Here is a 16170-nt window from a genome sequence, read left to right as displayed (position 1 = left end):
GCGGTGGTTCAGTCAATACATCAGTCGCCTGATACGCCGCTTTCGCGAGCAAGCCCGCTCCCACACAATCTCGCTCCCACAGGTGATCTTCAGCGTTTTCGGAGGCACTGCCCGGCGCGAGCCTGGCACAGGGCGAACAACCACTGGCGCAACCGCTTGATCTTCAGTTCCATACCAGTAACTCCGCAGGGGTTGGGTTGTAGCCGTTGCACGGGTTGTTCAGTTGCGGGCAGTTGGAGATCAGTACGATCACGTCCATCTCGGCCCGCAGGTCGACGTACTTGCCGGGGGCGGAAATCCCGTCCTCGAAGGTCAACCCGCCATCGGCGGTCACCGGCACGTTCATGAAGAAATTGATGTTCGGCCCGATGTCGCTTTTACCCAGCCGGCCATCGTGGGCGCAGGCCCGCAGGTAGTTGTCACGGCAGCTGTGCATGTAGCGTTTTTCCAGGGCGTAGCGCACGGTGTTGCTCTCTTGGGCGCAGGCGCCGCCAAGGGTGTCGTGGCGTCCGCAGGTGTCGTCGACGATGGTCAGCATCGGCTGGCCGAGGTTGGAATACAGCACGCTGCCGGTGCTCAGGTACACGCTGTTTTGCCGACGCAGGGTGCGCTGCACGTCGTAGCGTTCCCTGGGGTTTTTCAGGCTGTAGAACAGCGTGTCGACCGCCTGGTTGCCCTCAAGGTCGAGGATGCGCAGGGTCTGGCCGGCCTTGACTTCCATCAGCCAGGGTTCGCCGGCGGGAATGGTCGCGCGGTACACGGCCGCGTCCGGTTGTTTGGCGAGTGCGATAGACATGGCAGGTCCTCAGGCGAACAGACGGTCGGTGTTGATAAAGCCGCGCTCGTTTTCCGGGCGCGAGGTACGGCAGTGTTCGGCGACGCTTGGGTCGGCGTTCATCCAGCTGAGTTTCAGCGGCTGCGGCGCGTACTCGGGGTTGGGGTCCATGGGATGTTGCAGCGCGGTGAGCACCACCAGTGTGTCCATCGGTGCGTAGAGTTCGATGTAGTCGCCGGCCTTGGAGTGACCGGGGACAAAGTGCAGGCTGCCAGCTTCATCTACCGTGACTTTGCTGAACAGGTTGAGGGTCATCAGCAGGTCGGACAGCCCCAGGCCCCACTTGCCCAGTTCCACCAGCAGGTTGTCGGTGCCGTTGCGGTAGAAGCCGTTGCGCAGCTCTTGATAGCGGCCTTTGCCATATTTTTCCGCGACCTCGGAGGCGCATGACACGCCGCCGATACTGTCACTCCAGCCGCAGGTGTCGGCGGTGATGGCAGCCAGCACGCGGCCCATGTCCGAGTACAGGCAATGGCCGTTGGTGAGCTTGGCGGTGTGTTGGCATTTGAGGCTGTCGGGCAGGTTCAGGCGCTCGGTTTTTTCATTGGCATTGAGCAGGGTCAAGCTGACGTTGGCGCCGCCGCGAATGTCGGTGAGGCGCAGCAGTTGGCCGCGCTTGAGCACAAAGGAACGGTGGCCGCCGCCGGGGAGCATTTCCTCGGCAAAAGGTGGGAACAATTGAGTTGAGTCGGTCATTTGGAAGTGGCTCCAAGTTCGGCGGCGATCGCCTTGCGGCGCTCGCTGTTCAAAGGGATGTCGTAGGTGATGCGGGCGCCGTAGGCGCCGGGGGCGTGTGGGTCGAGGCGCACCTTGTCGAATACCAGCAAGCGGGTGCCGAGGCTGAAGCCTTCACTCAGGTCGTGGGTGACCATGAACACCGTCAGCCTGGTTTCGCGCCACAGCTCCAGCAACAGCAGGTGCATGTCTTTGCGAATGCCCGGGTCGAGGGCGCCGAAGGGTTCGTCCAGCAGCAACACGCGGGGCTTCATGATCAGCGCCTGGGCGATGGCCAGCCGCTGCTGCATACCGCCGGAAAGCTGCGCCGGGTACTTGTCCAGGGCATGGCCCAAACCGACTTTATGCAGCAGCGCTGCGGCCTGTTCCCGGGCCTGTTTTTTCGCGCTGCCGAACAGGCGGCCGAGCAACGCTGAACGCGGCAACTCAAGGCCCAGCGCAACGTTGTCCAGCACCGTCAGATGCGGGAACACCGAGTAGCGCTGGAACACCACGCCACGGCTGGCATCGGGTTCGGCGGCGAGCGGTTTACCGTCCAGCAGGATCTCGCCACGGCTGGCGGTTTCCTGCCCCAGCAGCAGGCGCAGGAAGGTCGATTTGCCGCAACCGGAGGTGCCGACCAGGGTGCAGAATTCGCCTTCGGCCACGTGCAGGTTCAGGCGCTCCAATACCACCTGGTCGCCATAGCGCTGCCACACATTGTTGACGCTGATAAAACTCATGCCCGCGCTCCTTCGTACCAGGGGAACGCGCGCCGCGTCAGGGCCTTGAGGCCCCAGTCCATCAGCCAGGCCAGCAGGGTGATCCACACCACGTAGGGCAGGATCACGTCCATCGCCAGGTAGCGGCGCACCAGGAAGATCCGGTAACCCAAACCGTCGGTGGAGGCGATGGCTTCGGCTGCAATCAGGAACAGCCACGCCGAGCCGAGCATCAGGCGCAGGGAGATCAGCAAGCGTGGCAGCAATTGCGGCAGCACCACCCGCAGCATCAGGGTCCAGGTCGAGGCACCGAGGGTCTGCGCCTTCACCAGCAACTCGACCGGGATCTCCCGAGCCCGCTGTTCCAGATCACGCGCCAGGGCCGGGGTGATGCCGATCACGATCAGCATCACCTTCGACAATTCCCCCAGCCCGAACACGATGAACAGGATCGGCAGGATCGCCAGCGGCGGCACCATCGACAGCACCGTCAGTAACGGCGACAACGGTGCGCCAAACAACGGCAAGGTCCCGGCAGCGATGCCCAGGCACAGGCCGGCGAGGGCGCTGATACCCAGGCCGATCGCCAGGCGGCGCAGGCTTGAGGCGCTGTCTTGCCACAGCACGTATTCGCCGGTGCGGGCGTCGGCGCTGAAGGCCAGGCGTTTCACCGCGTCGCCCATTTGTGCGGCGCTGGGCAGCAGCTTGTCGTTGGGGTTGTCCGCCAGGCGCTCGGCCGAGCCCACGAAGTAGGCGAACAGCAACAAAGCGAAGGGCAGCAGCACCAACAGCAGGCGACTGGAGCGTTCCGGGTGGCGGTTGATCAGGCGCATGGCCGGGTCCTCTTACAGCGTGCCGTCGGCGGCCATCTGTACGTAGCTGGGGTCGAAATGCAGCTTGAGGTTGGCGGTGTCGCCGCGGGTCACGCCGTTGGCGAAGCTCATGCCCACGGCGTTGGTGTCTTTGGCACCTTCACCCAGCAGGCCGTGTTTAAACGAGAACTCGGCGACCTTGCCCATGGTGGCGGGCAACTGCGCGCTGGTGGCGAAGGCCAGGGCTTCCTTGGGCGTGGCGAACAGCTTGGTGGTGTCCAGTTGCGACTGGAAGCCCTTGAGGTCGGTGCCGGAAGCCTTGGCCATGTGTTCCAGGGCGTCGGTGCTGGCGGCGTTTTTCGCGTTCATCAGCGCCACCACTTCAAACCAGGCGCCGGTCAACGCTTTGCCCAGCTTGGGGTTGTCCTTGAGGGTCTGGGTGTTGACCACCATCATGTCCATGATTTCGCCGGGCACTTTGCTGGAGTCGAACACTTCGGTGACACCGGGCTTGGCCTTGATCTCCGAGAGCATCGGGTTCCAGGTGGTGACGGCCTTGACCTGGTCGGTGTTGAAGGCGGCGGCGATGTCGGCGTCGGAGGTGTTGACCACTTTCAGGTCTTTTTCGCTGAGGTTGGCCGACTCCAGGGCGCGGGCCAGCAGGTAGTGGGACACGGAAAGTTCCACCAGGTTGACGTTCATGCCCTTGAGGTCGGCGACGGTCTTGCCTTCACCTTTGATGACCACGCCATCGTTGCCATTGGAGAAGTCGCTGACCACCAGCGCGGTGCTGTCCACGCCGCCGGCTGCGGGAATGGTCAGGGCGTCCATGTTGGTCATGGTGCAGCCGTCGAACTGGCCGGCGGTGTACTGGTTGATGGATTCGACGTAGTCATTGAGCTGCACCATGTCGATCTTGATGCCGTACTTCCTGGCCCACTTGTCGAGGATGCCTTGGCCGCCGGCGTATTCCCACGGCATCCAGCCGGCATAGATCGTCCAGCACACGCTGAAATGGTCTTTGGGGGCGGCTTGGGCGGAAAAACTCACCACGGCGGCGAAGGCGGCGGCGAGCAGGGCGGGTAAACGTATCGAGGGCATGGATGCTTCTCCAGTTGATCAAGGGCGAGCAGGAGCAACGCGGCACCGTGAACGGTGGCTTGTCTCCCGGGCTTTTATCCCGCCGTGTAACCTCAACTGGAGGTCGCCGACTCTCGGACCAGCCACTCGCCTTAGCGAGCCGGAACCCTAGTCAGCCATTGCAAATTGTGGTGCCGCGAACCTGTGATGACTCCTGCACGGGAGAGGTAAAGCGAGAGTCGTGCCAAGTGGCACGGGCGCAGTAATGGCGTGGGTTGGCGCGAGGAGGAGGGAGAAACGTGCAGGGAATATGCATTGTGGCGGTGCGGGGTTGCACTGCAATGAGGCGACTGGCAGATGTATCAATCTATGTCTAAATCGCACCAGATTCCGTTTTTGATGTCAGATATTTCGTCAGGCAGTGAAAGCTGTTTGCCGCCCCCCAGCGTCGCTGGGTGTGCTCTTCCGCGGTCCAGGAGGCCGCCATGTATCGTCGACTGCTTCTCATCGCTTTGCTCGGCTTGACCCTTTCTGCGTGCGCGCCTTATTACGGTGGCGGCCAGGCCTACTACGGTTCCGAGGTCTACACGGCGCCCGCGCCGGCGTATTACTACGGCGGCGGCCCGTATTACCATTACCGCCAGGGTTACTACCCGCCACCGCAGCGTTATTACCCGTCGCCGCGTTATTACCAGCCGGCGCCGCGCTATTATCCAGCGGGGCCGCGCGCGGGTTATCGGCCTTACCCAAACCAGGGTTGGGGCAACAGTCACTGGGGTAATGGTGGCGGACATGGCCAGGGTGGTGGTCAGGGTGGAGGCCGTGGCGGCGGTCATCGCTGATAGGAATAATTGGAAAAACGGCGCTCAGGCGCCGTTTTCGTTTACCGTTGGTCGGCACTGTCATATTTGACAGCTATCCTGTGGGTTACGCCTGTAGTTAATTGGGAGCAGTCGCCTGTTTGGCGTATCGCTTCCAGCATCGACTGATGGAACCCATGACATGAACGTCAGCCCGCTCTACCTGTTATTTTTTGCTTTTCTTGGCGTCAGTACGTTGGCAGCAGCGCAATCCTGTCCTTACCCGAGTGCTGTACGGTACGTTGACGGTCACTTTCAGGGAACTGACAGCGACTCGCCATGGATAAGCCAGGCAATGAGCGGCGGGGAATTCGTGGAAACCTTTGTCGGCGCGCTTTTTACTCCAAGCGAGCAGGACGAGCGAAAGCATGGCTATCTGGAAAAGTGCATTTATAAAACCCTGAGGGGTAAGACAGTCACCCTGAGGTACGGCACGGCCCAAGCCGGGGGGGCGATGTCGCTGGCAGATACCACGCATTGGGTACCGGGCACCGATGCTTTCGGGCAACAGGTTTTCCAGTGCGACGACCACCAACCCGATAATTGTGCCTTCACGTTCGAGGGTAAAAAAGCGCCGGCGGACGCTCAATAGTCAGACAGGTCCGCCAGCGGATGCCGCCCTTCCCAGACCTTGTGGAAGTGCGCCTGCACCACGGCCTCGGGGATCAAGTTGATGTCCTGCCAGTGCCAGTGTGGCTGCTGGTCCTTGTCGATCAACCGCGCCCGCACACCTTCGCTGAATTCCGGGTGACGGCAGCAGTTCAGGCTCAAGGTGTATTCCATCTGGAACACCTGGGCCAGGGACAGGTGCCGCGCGCGCTGGATCTGTTCCCACACCAGGTGCGCGGTCAGCGGGCAGCCTTCGTTCAGGGGCTTGCCTGCGCGGCGGAGCAGCGGGTCGGTGTGATCGCGTAACTGGCTCAAGGCTCGCCACGCACAGCGCACATCCCCCACGTCCAGCCACTCGTCGATCTGCCCACGGCGCGGCAGCCATTGGGCTTCGGGCAACTGGCCGGTGGCTTCCTGGGCCAGGGCCTTGAGCAGGCTGTTGAGCTGCATGTCGGTCTGTTCCTGCCAGTTCAGTTGCAGCAGGCCTTCAAGCAGTTCGTCTTGTTGTTCATCCAGCAGGAAACGGTCAGCCAGGCCCAGGTCCAGGGCGTCGCGGCCATTCATATGGGCGCCGGTCAAGCCGAGGAACAACCCCAACTTGCCGGGCAGGCGAGACAGGAACCAACTGGCGCCCACGTCCGGGTACAGGCCGATGCTGATTTCCGGCATGGCCAGGCGGCTGCTCGGAGTGACGATGCGCACGGCGGCGCTTTGCAGCAAGCCCATGCCACCGCCCAGCACATAGCCGTGGCCCCAGCAGATCAGCGGTTTGGGGTAGGTGTGCAGGCGGTAGTCGAGGCGGTATTCCGCGGCGAAAAATTGCGCGGCCAGCGCCGGTACTTCGCCGGGATGTTCACGGCAGGCCTGGGCCAGGCTGCGCACTTCGCCACCGGCGCAAAAAGCCTTGGGGCCATTGCCGCGCAGCAGCACGCAGACGATTTGCGGGTCTTTGGCCCAGGCGTCCAGGCGTTCGCTCAGGGCCAGGATCATCGGCAACGACAAGGCATTGAGGGATTTTTCCGCGTCCAGGCTGGCGATGCCAACGCGGGCGCCGCCGGTGCCAATCAGCTCTTCGAAGTGCAGGTTCATCATGACCTCAATCGAGAAAGTGAAGGTTCAGTATGATCGCTTCGCAGGAAAGTGCGGTATCTGCGTCAGATCAATTGACAAGCAAGGTCGGCTTTCCTAGGGTTCGCCTCATTCTTTTGACTAGACAGCGTAACCATGACCACCGACGACCGTATCAAACTCGAACCCAGCTGGAAACACGCCCTGCGTGACGAGTTCGACCAGCCGTACATGGCCCAGTTGCGGGAATTCCTGCGCCAGGAGCACGCGGCAGGCAAGGAGATCTATCCACCCGGCCCGATGATCTTCAACGCACTCAACTCAACGCCCCTGGACAAGGTCAAGGTGGTGATCCTCGGCCAGGACCCGTATCACGGCCCGGGCCAGGCCCACGGCTTGTGCTTCTCGGTGCAACCGGGCGTGCCGGCACCGCCGTCGCTGGTCAATATCTACAAAGAACTCAAGCGTGACCTGAACATCGACATTCCCAACCACGGCTACCTGCAAAGCTGGGCCGACCAGGGCGTGCTGATGATCAACACCACCATGACCGTGGAGCGCGCGAATGCCAACGCCCATGCGGGCAAGGGCTGGCAGTTCTTTACCGATCGGATTATTGAAGTGGTGAGCGAGCATCAGCCGCACCTGGTGTTCTTGCTGTGGGGCGCCCATGCGCAGGGCAAGCAGAAGCTGATCGACGCCACCAAGCACCTGGTGCTGACGTCGGTGCATCCGTCGCCGTTGTCGGCCTATAGAGGGTTTATTGGCTGCGGGCATTTCAGCCGCACCAACAAGTTTCTTGAGCAGAATGGCGAGACGCCGATCGAGTGGCGATTGCCGCCGGTTTGACATAGCTCCAATGTAGGAGCTGTCTCGCTAAAGCTCGACAGCTCCTACAATTGAACGTCTCTTGGGCTTCAGATTTTATCTGGCTGCCGGTTCCAGTGCCGAAACAAAGGCTCCGCCAGAAACAGCACAAACAACAAACGCATCACCTGCATCGCCGTCACCAACGGCACCGACAGTTGCAGGGTTTCCGCCGTCAGGCTCATTTCCGCAATTCCGCCTGGCATCATGCCCAGTGTCAGCGAACGCAGGTCCAGATGTGTGAGTGCACTCAAGCCCACAGCCGCCAGCGTCGCAATCAACATAGTCAACGCCGTACCGATCAACGTACGTCCCATGAACAACGGCGCGCGCCGGAAGAACTGCCGGTTGAAGTGGCAGCCCAGGCCGCTGCCGATCAGCCACTGGCCGATCTGGCTGCCGCCGTCGGGCAGCCCGATGTGCAAGTCCCAGGTAATGCTGGCGGCGGCACTGACCAGCAGCGGCCCGAACAGCCAGGGGTTTGGCTGACGCAAGCGTTGCCAGCCCCAGGCCACCAGTGCGCCGACGGGAAACAGCAGCGCCAGCCAGGTCCAATCCACCGTCGCCGGATGAAACTGCGGGGCACCTTCCCCCAGCAAATACTTGAACGCCGCCGGCACACAGAGCACCACCACCAATACCCGCAAACTCTGGCCCGCCGCGACGCGGCTGAGCACTGCGCCGTTGCGTGCGCCGAGGTTGACCATCTCCCCCGACCCACCCGGCATGCTCGAGAAAAACGCTGTGGCACGGTCTTCACCGCTGCGGCGCATCAACCACACGCCCACAATGCTGGAGAGGCTGGTGACCAGCGCGCCGAAGAAGATCAGGCCGAAGTGGCTCATCACCTGCTCGATCACCACCGGGGTGAAGTGCAGGCCGATGCCGATGCCCACCACCCATTGGCCGCATTTGCGGCCGCCGGGAATTTCCGCGAGCTGCCAGGGTGTCAGGCAGCGCACCAGGATGATCGCCAGCAACGAGCCGACCATGTACGGCAGTGGCCAGCCGATCTGGCTGGCGAGATACCCGCCCAGCAGACCGACCAGCGGTGTTGCCCACCAGTTTCTGAACGTGGCCTCAGACATCGGCCACGGCACGACGCTGCAGGGAACGCTTGCGCCAGATGCGCAGGAGCGGGAACAACAGCATCAAGGCCGTCAGTACCCACACGCCGAAGGTGATCGGGCTCGACCAGAGGATCTGCAATTCGCCGTTGGAAATCGACAGCGCACGACGCAGGTTCTGCTCCATCAACCCGCCGAGGATAAAGCCCAGCAGCACCGGCGAGAGCGGGAAATCCAGCTTGCGCAGGATGTAGCCGAAGATGCCGATGCCGACCATCAGGAACAGGTCGAAGGTGGTGGCGTGAACCGCGTACACACCGATCGCAGTGATGATGGCGATCACCGGCACCAGTGCCCAGTTCGGCACGGCAAGGATGCGGGTGAAGATGCGGATCATCGGGATGTTGAGGATCACCAGCATGATGTTGGCGATAAACAACGAGGCGATCAGGCCCCAGACGATGTCCGGTTGCTGTTGGAACAGCAGCGGGCCGGGGGTGATGTTGTACAGCGACAGGGCGCCGATCATCACCGCCGTGGTGCCCGAGCCGGGTACGCCGAGGGTCAGCATCGGCACCAGGGCGCCGCAGGCGGAAGCGCCGATCGCGGTTTCCGGAGCCGCCAGGCCGCGCATGTCGCCCTGGCCGAATTTACCGCTGGCACCGGCCAGGCGTTTTTCGGTCATGTAGGCCACGGCCGAGGCCAGTGTGGCACCCGCGCCCGGCAAGACACCCATGATGAAACCCAGCAGGCCGCAGCGAATATTCACGACGAATACCGCGCAAGCTTCCTTCAGGTTGAACATCATGCGTCCGGTGGCTTTCACGGCTTCCTGGCCACGGTGGGTTTTTTCCAGCAGCAACAGGATCTCGCTGATGGAGAACAGGCCCAATACAAGCACCACGAACTGGATGCCGTCGGTCAGGTGGATGTTATCGCCGGTGAAGCGGTATACGCCGCTGTTGGCATCGATACCCACTGCTGACAGAAACAGGCCGATCAAGGCCGCGACAAAGGTCTTCAGCGGCTTGTCACCGGCCATGCCGCCCAGGCAGACGATGGCAAACACCATCAGTACGAAATATTCCGCCGGGCCGAAGGCAATCGCCCATTTGGCCAGCAGCGGGGCGAACAGCACCATGCCGCAGGTGGCGATAAACGCACCGATGAACGAACTCCACGCCGACAGCGACAACGCCACGCCCGCCAGGCCTTTGCGAGCCATCGGGTAGCCGTCGAGGGTGGTCATCACAGTGGAAGCTTCACCCGGGATGTTCAACAGGATCGAGCTGATGCGCCCGCCGTATTCGCAGCCCAGGTACACGGCCGCCAACAGGATCAAGGCCGACTCAGGCGGCAGCCCCAGGGCAAATGCGATGGGGATCAACAGCGCTACGCCGTTGATCGGCCCAAGGCCCGGCAACAGGCCGACCACGGTGCCGATCAAGGTGCCGCACAGTGCGGTGATCAGGTTGTAAGGGGTCAGTGCAACGCCGAAGCCCTGGCCCAAATAGCTGAACGTATCCATATCAGTTCTCCAGAACTTCAAGCAGGCCGAGCGGCAGCGGTACATCCATGGCCTTGTCGAACAGCAGGTAAAGACCGATGCTCATCAAGGTCACGATCACCACGCTGGGCATCCAGCGGCCGCCATACAGGCGCGCCATCGGAATGCCGATCAGCATGCTGCTGAGGATGAAACCCAAGGGTTCGAAGGTGCCGGCAAACACCAGCAGCAACCCGACGCAGATGCCGATCTTGATCAGGGTCTGGCGGTCCAGCGCGGGCTCTTCTTCTGTGTGCTTGGTGGGCTGTGGACGAAACAGCATGTAGATCAGGCCCAGGCCCATCAGCCCGAGCATCAGCAGCGGGTAGGCCCGAGGCCCTACCGGCTCGTAGGAAAACGACGCCTGATATGGCCAGGCCATCAGTGCGAGGCCGGCACAGACCAGCAACATCACTGAGGCGAAAATGCGTTGTAAGAGCATGGGAAACTCCTTGGAGACTCTTGTAGGCGCGAGCTTGCTCACGAAGAACGCCAGGACGTCGCGTTTATACAGGCAGCACGCGTCATCGTTGAAGTTTTTCGCGAGCAAGCCCGCTCCCACAGAGGGGCGATTACTGGATCAGGCCGAACTCTTTGGCCAGCACTTTGTAGTCAGCCACCTGTTTCTTCACGTAGGTGTCCAGCTCCGGGCCGGTCATGGCGAACGGGAACAGCTCGCGCTGGTCACGCAGCTTGGCGAACTCTTCGGAAGCCAGCAGTTTGTCGAAGGCGTCTTTCCACCAGGCATAGTCTTCGTCGCTGACTTTTGGCCCGAGGTAGAAGCCACGCACCACCGGCCAGACGATGTCGTAGCCTTGTTCCTTGGCGGTCGGGATGTTCTTCATTTCCGGCTCGTCCAGGCGTTCGTCGGAGAACACCGCCAGCAGGCGCATGTCACCACTGAGGATGTGCGGCATGGAGTCGGAGATGTCGGTACTGCCTACCTGGATATGGCCGCCAAGCAGGGCGGTGGCGATCTCGCCGCCGCCTTCCAGTGCCACGTAACGCAGGTCACGCGGGTTGATGCCGGCGGCCTTGGCGATCAGGGCGGTTTGCATCCAGTCCTGGCTGCCGACGGTGCCGCCGGAACCGATGACCACGCTGCCCGGATCTTTCTTCAGGGCCTTGACCAGATCGTCGAGGTTTTTGTAGGGCGAATCGCTTTTCACCGCGATGGCACCGTAGCTGGTGCCGACGGCCGCGAGCCAGCGCACGGCGCTTTCATCGAAGCGGCCAAATTTGCCCTGGGCCAGGTTCAACAGCGAGCCGCTGGACCACGCCACCAGCGTGCCAGCGTCGGCCGGACGCTGCGCCACGACGGCGTTGTAGGCCACCGCGCCCACGCCGCCGGGCATGTAGGTCACGCGCATCGGCTTGCTCAACAGTTTCTCGTTGACCAGCGCGCTCTGCGCCAGTTTGCAGGTCAGGTCGAAACCACCGCCGGGGGACGCCGGGGCGATGCATTCCGGGCGCTTGGGCTCGGCGGCCAGCAGTTGGCTGGCGAACAGCATGCAGCTGGCCGTCAGGGCAAATTTACGCAGTGAAAGGGTCATGTTCATCTCCATCATTGTTGTTATGAGGTTGCTGTTACCAGAGTGCGACGCTGTAGCTCACCAGCAGGCGCACTTCATCCGCATCACGGGCCGAATAGTTGGAACGGTAGGTGGCATTGCGCAGACGCACGGCCACGTCCTTGAACGTGCCGCTTTGCACCACGTAGCGGATCTCGCTGTTGCGTTCCCACTCCTTGCCGGTCTCGCCGTTCTTGAGCTTGATGTTGTCACCCGACAGGTAACGGCTCATGAAACTCAGGCCGGGAATCCCCAGCTTGGCGAAGTCGTAGTCGTAGCGGGCCTGCCAGGAGCGTTCTTCGGCGCCGGCAAAGTCGTTGATCTGCACGAAGTTGACAAGGTAAGGATCGCTACCGTCCACGTAGGGAAAGGCGCTGTCGCCGGACATGTGCTGGTAACCGGCGCTGAGCTTATGGCCATTGAGGGCATAGCTGAAGAGGCCGTTGAGGGAGGTGTTGTCGATCTTGCCGCCGCGCGCCGCGCCGGTGTCGTCACTGACGGCCAGGCGCAGGTCGGCGCCGAAGGTGCCGGGGCCCATCGGGCGCGAGGCCACGAGGCCGAGGAAATGCTGGCGGTACACGTCGTCGAGTTGGGCGAAGTGGTAGCTACCGGTGATCTTGTCGGCGAACTTGTAGTCCACGCCGCCGAAGTCGAAATGCTTGCCGGTGGCGCCGCTGAGGAAGCGGCTGTTTTTGTTGTTGAGGCCGATGTCTTCGTAGTTGGTGTCGTCGCGGTCCTTGGCCTTGTTCAGGCGGCCGCCGGTGAACACCAGGTTCTTGAATTCCCTGGAACTGAGCAGGCCGCCTTCAAACATCTGCGGCAGGATGCGCCCGTCGTTGGGCTTGAGGATCGGCAATTCGGGGATCAGCGCGCCGATCTTCAGCTCGGTGGCGGAGATCTTCACTTTGCCGGTCAGGCCGAGTTTGGAATATTCGTTGGCGGCGCGGCCGTCGTCGTGGGTCGGCAACAGCCCGGTGCCGGTGCGGTCGGGGCTGGAGTCGAGCTTGACCCCGAGCATGCCCAGCGCATCCACGCCGAAGCCGACGGTACCGTCGGTATAGCCCGACTGCAGGTTGAGCATGAAGCCCTGGGCCCACTCGTCGCGCTTGGATTGTTGTGCGCTGGTGCCGTCGCGAAAGTCGCGGTTGAAGTACATGTTGCGGGTTTCGAGGGTGGCGGTGCTGTTCTCGAAAAAGGCGGCCTGGCCTGCGGGCGAAAAGCCGGCGAGGGCGGCGGCACTGGCAAGGGCGGTCTGGGTGATACGAGAAGAACGAGCAGGCGGCTGTGTGCGCAGCATCGTGGGTGTACTCCGTTATTGTTCTTATTTTGGCGAAAACGCTTCGAGGCGTTTTTCGGGCGCTATGGGTGAAATAGCTCGGCAGGCGAAACCCACCGTGGCTGGATGCTAAAGGGCGAAGCTTTCACTAACCTTTCAGTCGCCTTTCAATGTTTTCGGGCTTCACAGCGCAGGCCGCGCCTGTAAACTCCCCGGCAAAGCGTGGCGCCCACCACCCCCGAACGAGGTAAAAACCCATGCGTGTCCTTCTGGTCGAAGACCATCTGCAGCTAGCCGAAAGTGTCGCCCAGGCGCTCAAGAGCACGGGTTTGACCGTCGACGTGTTGCACGATGGAGTGGCGGCGGACCTGGCCTTGAGCAGCGAGGAATACGCGGTGGCGATTCTCGATGTGGGCCTGCCGCGCATGGACGGTTTCGAAGTATTGGCGCGCCTGCGGGCCCGTGGGAAAAATCTGCCGGTGTTGATGTTGACCGCACGCAGTGATGTGAAGGACCGCGTGCATGGCCTCAACCTGGGCGCGGATGACTACCTGGCCAAGCCGTTCGAACTGACGGAGCTGGAAGCCCGGGTCAAGGCGCTGCTGCGCCGTAGCGTGCTGGGCGGTGAGCGGCAACAGGCGTGTGGTGTGCTGATTTACGACCTGGACACGCGGCGCTTCACCCTGGGCGGCGAATTGCTGACGTTGACCTCCCGCGAGCAGGCGGTGCTTGAGGCGCTGATCGCGCGTCCTGGCCGGGTGATGAGCAAGGAGCAACTGGCCTCCCAGGTGTTTGGCCTGGATGAAGAGGCCAGCCCCGATGCCATCGAAATCTACGTGCACCGCCTGCGCAAGAAACTCGATGGCCAGCCTGTGGCCATCGTCACCTTCCGTGGCCTGGGGTACCTGCTGGAAGCCCGCGATGCATAAGCCCAGCAGCCTGCGCTGGCGCCTGCTGTGGAACCTGGCGCTGTTGCTGGTGGTGTTGATGATTGCCAGCGGCTTGAGCGCTTACTGGAATGGGCGCGAGGCGGCGGACACGGCTTACGACCGCACGCTGTTGGCCTCGGCGCGGACCATTGCGGCCGGCCTGTCCCACCGCGACGGCACCTTGAGTGCCGATGTGCCCTACGTCGCCCTGGATACGTTCGCCTACGACAGCGCCGGGCGGATCTACTACCAGGTCAACGATATTCACCAGAAGCTGATTTCCGGCTACGAAAACCTGCCGGGCCCGCCGCCGGGCACTCCACGCACCGATGACTATCCGGCGCTGGCGCGCTTTTATAACGCCAGGTATCAGGGCCAGAACGTGAGAGTGGTCAGCCTGCTCAAGGCAGTCTCCGAACCGAACATGAACGGCATGGCGGAAATCCGCGTGGCCGAAACCGACGAAGCGCGGGTGGCGATGGCGCGCAGCCTGATGGCCGATACCTTGCTGCGCCTGGGGATGCTGGCCATCGGTGCATTGTTGTTGGTGTTCTTTGCCGTGAGTGCGGCGCTGCGGCCGTTGGAGCGCTTGCGCACGGCCGTGGAAGAGCGTCAGCCCGATGACCTGCGGCCATTGCCGCTGGTGGAGGTGCAGCATGAATTGGGCCCGCTGGTACATGCGCTCAACCATTTCACCGAACGCCTGCGCGGGCAGTTCGAGCGCCAGGCACAGTTTATTGCCGATGCCGCCCATGAGCTGCGCACTCCGTTGGCAGCGCTCAAGGCACGCTTGGAGCTTGGCCTGCGTGCCGAAGACCCGGCTACCTGGCGCACCACCCTGGAAACCGCAGCCCAGGGCACTGATCGCCTGACTCACCTGGCCAATCAATTGCTCTCGCTGGCGCGCATCGAAAACGGCGCCCGGGCGATTGCCGAAGGCGGGGCCCAGTTGCTGGACCTGAGCCAGTTGGCTCGTGAGCTGGGCATGGCCATGGCGCCGCTGGCCCATGCGCGTGGCGTGGCCCTGGCGCTGGAGGCGGATGAACCGGTGTGGCTGCGGGGCGAGCCCACCTTGTTGAACGAGTTGTTGAGCAACCTGGTGGACAACGCCCTGGCCCACACGCCCCCGGGCGGCAACGTGATCTTGCGGGTCACGGCGCCGGCGGTACTTGAGGTGGAAGATGACGGCCCGGGCATCCCGCTGGATGAGCGGGACCGAGTGTTCGAGCGCTTCTATCGGCGCAGCCAGCAGGGCTTGGGGGCGGGCTTGGGGTTGGCGATTGTTGGCGAGATCTGCCGGGCACACCTGGCGCAGATCAGCTTGCATGACGGAGAGTTGGCGGGGTTGAAAGTGCGGGTCAGTTTTATCGCGGGGTAATCAGTAGAACATCGACCGTGCTTCATCCAGCTCGGCGCGCAAGGTGTCGCTGTAGGGGTCGAGTCGCAGCTTCTTGATCGCAGGTACCGTCAATATCGGCACGCTGGCCAGCGGGTGGTCAGTGTCGCGGTGGCAATACAACACGGCGACCTGCACCAGGTCGATATAGTCCAGGCGCTCGGAGTCGCGCTCAAGGTTCATGTACTGCGCCGGCAGGTTCACCAGCATTTCCGGGAAGTCCCAGCGCCGCAGCAGCTTGTCCCCCAGCAACGGGTGGATGCTTTCAATCACGTGATTGAGGCTGACCGGATCGGACAGCAGTTCATAGTGATCTTCGGCGAAGGTCAGGATCGGTAGCACGCCAATCTGGTGCACCAGCCCACCCAGCGCCGCCTGGTCAGGCTTCAACTGGCTGTGGTTGCGGCACAACGCATAGCTCACGCCGGCCACTTCCAGGCTGCGCCGCCAGACATCGCGCATCTTCTGTTCGACCACCTCGGAACGGGCGTGGAAGATCTGTTCCATCACCAGGCCGATCGCCAGGTTGCTGCTGTAGTTGGTGCCCAGGCGGGTGATGGCGGTGTGCAGGTCGGTGACTTCCTGGGTCGCGCGCAACAGGGGGCTGTTGACCACTTTGATCAGCCGCGCCGACAAGGCGGTGTCGCGGCCGATCACTTTGCTCAGATGGCTGATGCTGATGTCCGGGTCTTCGGCGGCCTGGCGAATGTTCAGGGCCACTTCCGGCAGCGTTGGCAGAACCAGGTCATCGTTATCGATGGCCACAACCAACGCCTGTTGGACTTTTTCCGCCAGCTTGTTCATTCAAGATCTCTAGG

General features: G+C 62.4%; 17 protein-coding genes and 1 riboswitch. Of the genes, 5 read left to right on the top strand and 12 right to left on the bottom strand.

Annotated features, from left to right (window positions below; translation table 11 throughout):
* Positions 1-163: 163 nt before the first annotated feature.
* The 5 genes from ACW9I6_RS11500 to ACW9I6_RS11480 are packed head-to-tail and all read right to left on the bottom strand — an operon-like array spanning position 164 to position 4184.
* Positions 164-796, bottom strand: a complete 633-nt coding sequence (locus ACW9I6_RS11500; protein WP_003212037.1) for an urea amidolyase associated protein UAAP2 — start codon at positions 794-796, stop codon at positions 164-166.
* A 9-nt stretch (positions 797-805) separates the two neighbouring features.
* On the bottom strand, positions 806-1531 hold the full coding sequence (locus ACW9I6_RS11495; protein ID WP_003212035.1) for an urea amidolyase associated protein UAAP1: 726 nt from the start codon (positions 1529-1531) through the stop codon (positions 806-808).
* Positions 1528-2292: an ABC transporter ATP-binding protein gene (locus tag ACW9I6_RS11490; protein ID WP_177080181.1), complete on the bottom strand. Its 765-nt coding sequence runs from the start codon at positions 2290-2292 to the stop codon at positions 1528-1530. Before ACW9I6_RS11490 ends, ACW9I6_RS11495 begins: the two co-directional genes overlap by 4 nt.
* Positions 2289-3104, bottom strand: coding sequence for an ABC transporter permease (locus ACW9I6_RS11485; RefSeq protein ID WP_017479272.1), 816 nt, complete (start codon positions 3102-3104; stop codon positions 2289-2291). The genes ACW9I6_RS11490 and ACW9I6_RS11485 overlap by 4 nt, the downstream gene beginning before the upstream one ends.
* Before the next feature lie 12 nt (positions 3105-3116).
* Entirely contained in the window at positions 3117-4184 is a 1068-nt protein-coding gene (locus ACW9I6_RS11480) for a putative urea ABC transporter substrate-binding protein (protein ID WP_457339304.1), read from the bottom strand.
* A 61-nt stretch (positions 4185-4245) separates the two neighbouring features.
* Positions 4246-4346, bottom strand: a riboswitch (guanidine-I (ykkC/yxkD leader).
* A gap of 302 nt (positions 4347-4648) precedes the next feature.
* Between ACW9I6_RS11480 and ACW9I6_RS11475 the strand changes: the two genes are divergently transcribed.
* A complete protein-coding gene (locus tag ACW9I6_RS11475) occupies positions 4649-5005 on the top strand; it encodes a hypothetical protein (protein ID WP_003212026.1) in 357 nt (118 codons plus the stop codon).
* A gap of 160 nt (positions 5006-5165) precedes the next feature.
* The gene (locus ACW9I6_RS11470) at positions 5166-5615 is read left to right on the top strand and encodes a DUF3757 domain-containing protein (RefSeq protein WP_134325887.1); all 450 of its coding nucleotides are present in this window, start codon (positions 5166-5168) and stop codon (positions 5613-5615) included.
* Here the strand turns inward: ACW9I6_RS11470 and ACW9I6_RS11465 are convergent.
* Positions 5609-6721 carry an enoyl-CoA hydratase/isomerase family protein gene (locus ACW9I6_RS11465; protein WP_457339305.1) on the bottom strand — a complete coding sequence of 371 codons (1113 nt, stop codon included), beginning with the start codon at positions 6719-6721 and terminating at the stop codon, positions 5609-5611. The two genes, ACW9I6_RS11470 and ACW9I6_RS11465, sit on opposite strands and share 7 nt — an antisense overlap.
* 135 nt (positions 6722-6856) lie before the next feature.
* Here ACW9I6_RS11465 and ung point away from each other — a divergent pair, with 135 nt between their 5' ends.
* A complete protein-coding gene (gene ung, locus ACW9I6_RS11460; RefSeq protein WP_003212020.1) occupies positions 6857-7549 on the top strand; it encodes a uracil-DNA glycosylase in 693 nt (230 codons plus the stop codon).
* 68 nt (positions 7550-7617) lie between these two features.
* Here ung and ACW9I6_RS11455 read toward each other — a convergent pair whose 3' ends face one another.
* From ACW9I6_RS11455 to ACW9I6_RS11435, 5 genes are all read right to left on the bottom strand, one after another.
* Positions 7618-8655, bottom strand: coding sequence for an AbrB family transcriptional regulator (locus ACW9I6_RS11455; RefSeq protein WP_003212018.1), 1038 nt, complete (start codon positions 8653-8655; stop codon positions 7618-7620).
* Complete coding sequence (locus ACW9I6_RS11450; protein ID WP_087692609.1) at positions 8648-10162, bottom strand: tripartite tricarboxylate transporter permease; 1515 nt, start codon at positions 10160-10162, stop codon at positions 8648-8650. Before ACW9I6_RS11450 ends, ACW9I6_RS11455 begins: the two co-directional genes overlap by 8 nt.
* A 1-nt stretch (position 10163) precedes the next feature.
* The gene (locus ACW9I6_RS11445; protein ID WP_008437838.1) at positions 10164-10622 is read right to left on the bottom strand and encodes a tripartite tricarboxylate transporter TctB family protein; all 459 of its coding nucleotides are present in this window, start codon (positions 10620-10622) and stop codon (positions 10164-10166) included.
* 130 nt (positions 10623-10752) lie between these two features.
* Complete coding sequence (locus tag ACW9I6_RS11440; protein WP_161635736.1) at positions 10753-11739, bottom strand: Bug family tripartite tricarboxylate transporter substrate binding protein; 987 nt, start codon at positions 11737-11739, stop codon at positions 10753-10755.
* 28 nt (positions 11740-11767) lie between these two features.
* Positions 11768-13048, bottom strand: a complete 1281-nt coding sequence (locus ACW9I6_RS11435; protein ID WP_457339303.1) for an OprD family porin — start codon at positions 13046-13048, stop codon at positions 11768-11770.
* A 236-nt stretch (positions 13049-13284) separates the two neighbouring features.
* Here ACW9I6_RS11435 and ACW9I6_RS11430 point away from each other — a divergent pair, with 236 nt between their 5' ends.
* Positions 13285-13956: a response regulator gene (locus ACW9I6_RS11430; RefSeq protein WP_003212008.1), complete on the top strand. Its 672-nt coding sequence runs from the start codon at positions 13285-13287 to the stop codon at positions 13954-13956.
* A complete protein-coding gene (locus ACW9I6_RS11425; protein WP_003212006.1) occupies positions 13949-15334 on the top strand; it encodes a sensor histidine kinase in 1386 nt (461 codons plus the stop codon). The genes ACW9I6_RS11430 and ACW9I6_RS11425 overlap by 8 nt, the downstream gene beginning before the upstream one ends.
* Here ACW9I6_RS11425 and ACW9I6_RS11420 read toward each other — a convergent pair whose 3' ends face one another.
* Positions 15335-16156: an HDOD domain-containing protein gene (locus ACW9I6_RS11420; RefSeq protein WP_457339302.1), complete on the bottom strand. Its 822-nt coding sequence runs from the start codon at positions 16154-16156 to the stop codon at positions 15335-15337.
* Positions 16157-16170: the final 14 nt, after the last annotated feature.

This window comes from Pseudomonas sp. SDO5522_S412, assembly GCF_054071215.1.
Note: the sequence above shows the minus strand (reverse complement) of the source record. Positions and strands in the feature narration are given on the sequence as shown.

Bases quoted from the DNA above. Each gene is read 5' to 3' on its own strand.
- ACW9I6_RS11500 (WP_003212037.1), bottom strand. From the start codon at position 796: ATGTCTATCGCACTCGCCAAACAACCGGACGCGGCCGTGTACCGCGCG.
- ACW9I6_RS11495 (WP_003212035.1), bottom strand. From the start codon at position 1,531: ATGACCGACTCAACTCAATTGTTCCCACCTTTTGCCGAGGAAATGCTC.
- ACW9I6_RS11490 (WP_177080181.1), bottom strand. From the start codon at position 2,292: ATGAGTTTTATCAGCGTCAACAATGTGTGGCAGCGCTATGGCGACCAG.
- ACW9I6_RS11485 (WP_017479272.1), bottom strand. From the start codon at position 3,104: ATGCGCCTGATCAACCGCCACCCGGAACGCTCCAGTCGCCTGCTGTTG.
- ACW9I6_RS11480 (WP_457339304.1), bottom strand. From the start codon at position 4,184: ATGCCCTCGATACGTTTACCCGCCCTGCTCGCCGCCGCCTTCGCCGCC.
- ACW9I6_RS11475 (WP_003212026.1), top strand. From the start codon at position 4,649: ATGTATCGTCGACTGCTTCTCATCGCTTTGCTCGGCTTGACCCTTTCT.
- ACW9I6_RS11470 (WP_134325887.1), top strand. From the start codon at position 5,166: ATGAACGTCAGCCCGCTCTACCTGTTATTTTTTGCTTTTCTTGGCGTC.
- ACW9I6_RS11465 (WP_457339305.1), bottom strand. From the start codon at position 6,721: ATGAACCTGCACTTCGAAGAGCTGATTGGCACCGGCGGCGCCCGCGTT.
- ung (WP_003212020.1), top strand. From the start codon at position 6,857: ATGACCACCGACGACCGTATCAAACTCGAACCCAGCTGGAAACACGCC.
- ACW9I6_RS11455 (WP_003212018.1), bottom strand. From the start codon at position 8,655: ATGTCTGAGGCCACGTTCAGAAACTGGTGGGCAACACCGCTGGTCGGT.
- ACW9I6_RS11450 (WP_087692609.1), bottom strand. From the start codon at position 10,162: ATGGATACGTTCAGCTATTTGGGCCAGGGCTTCGGCGTTGCACTGACC.
- ACW9I6_RS11445 (WP_008437838.1), bottom strand. From the start codon at position 10,622: ATGCTCTTACAACGCATTTTCGCCTCAGTGATGTTGCTGGTCTGTGCC.
- ACW9I6_RS11440 (WP_161635736.1), bottom strand. From the start codon at position 11,739: ATGAACATGACCCTTTCACTGCGTAAATTTGCCCTGACGGCCAGCTGC.
- ACW9I6_RS11435 (WP_457339303.1), bottom strand. From the start codon at position 13,048: ATGCTGCGCACACAGCCGCCTGCTCGTTCTTCTCGTATCACCCAGACC.
- ACW9I6_RS11430 (WP_003212008.1), top strand. From the start codon at position 13,285: ATGCGTGTCCTTCTGGTCGAAGACCATCTGCAGCTAGCCGAAAGTGTC.
- ACW9I6_RS11425 (WP_003212006.1), top strand. From the start codon at position 13,949: ATGCATAAGCCCAGCAGCCTGCGCTGGCGCCTGCTGTGGAACCTGGCG.
- ACW9I6_RS11420 (WP_457339302.1), bottom strand. From the start codon at position 16,156: ATGAACAAGCTGGCGGAAAAAGTCCAACAGGCGTTGGTTGTGGCCATC.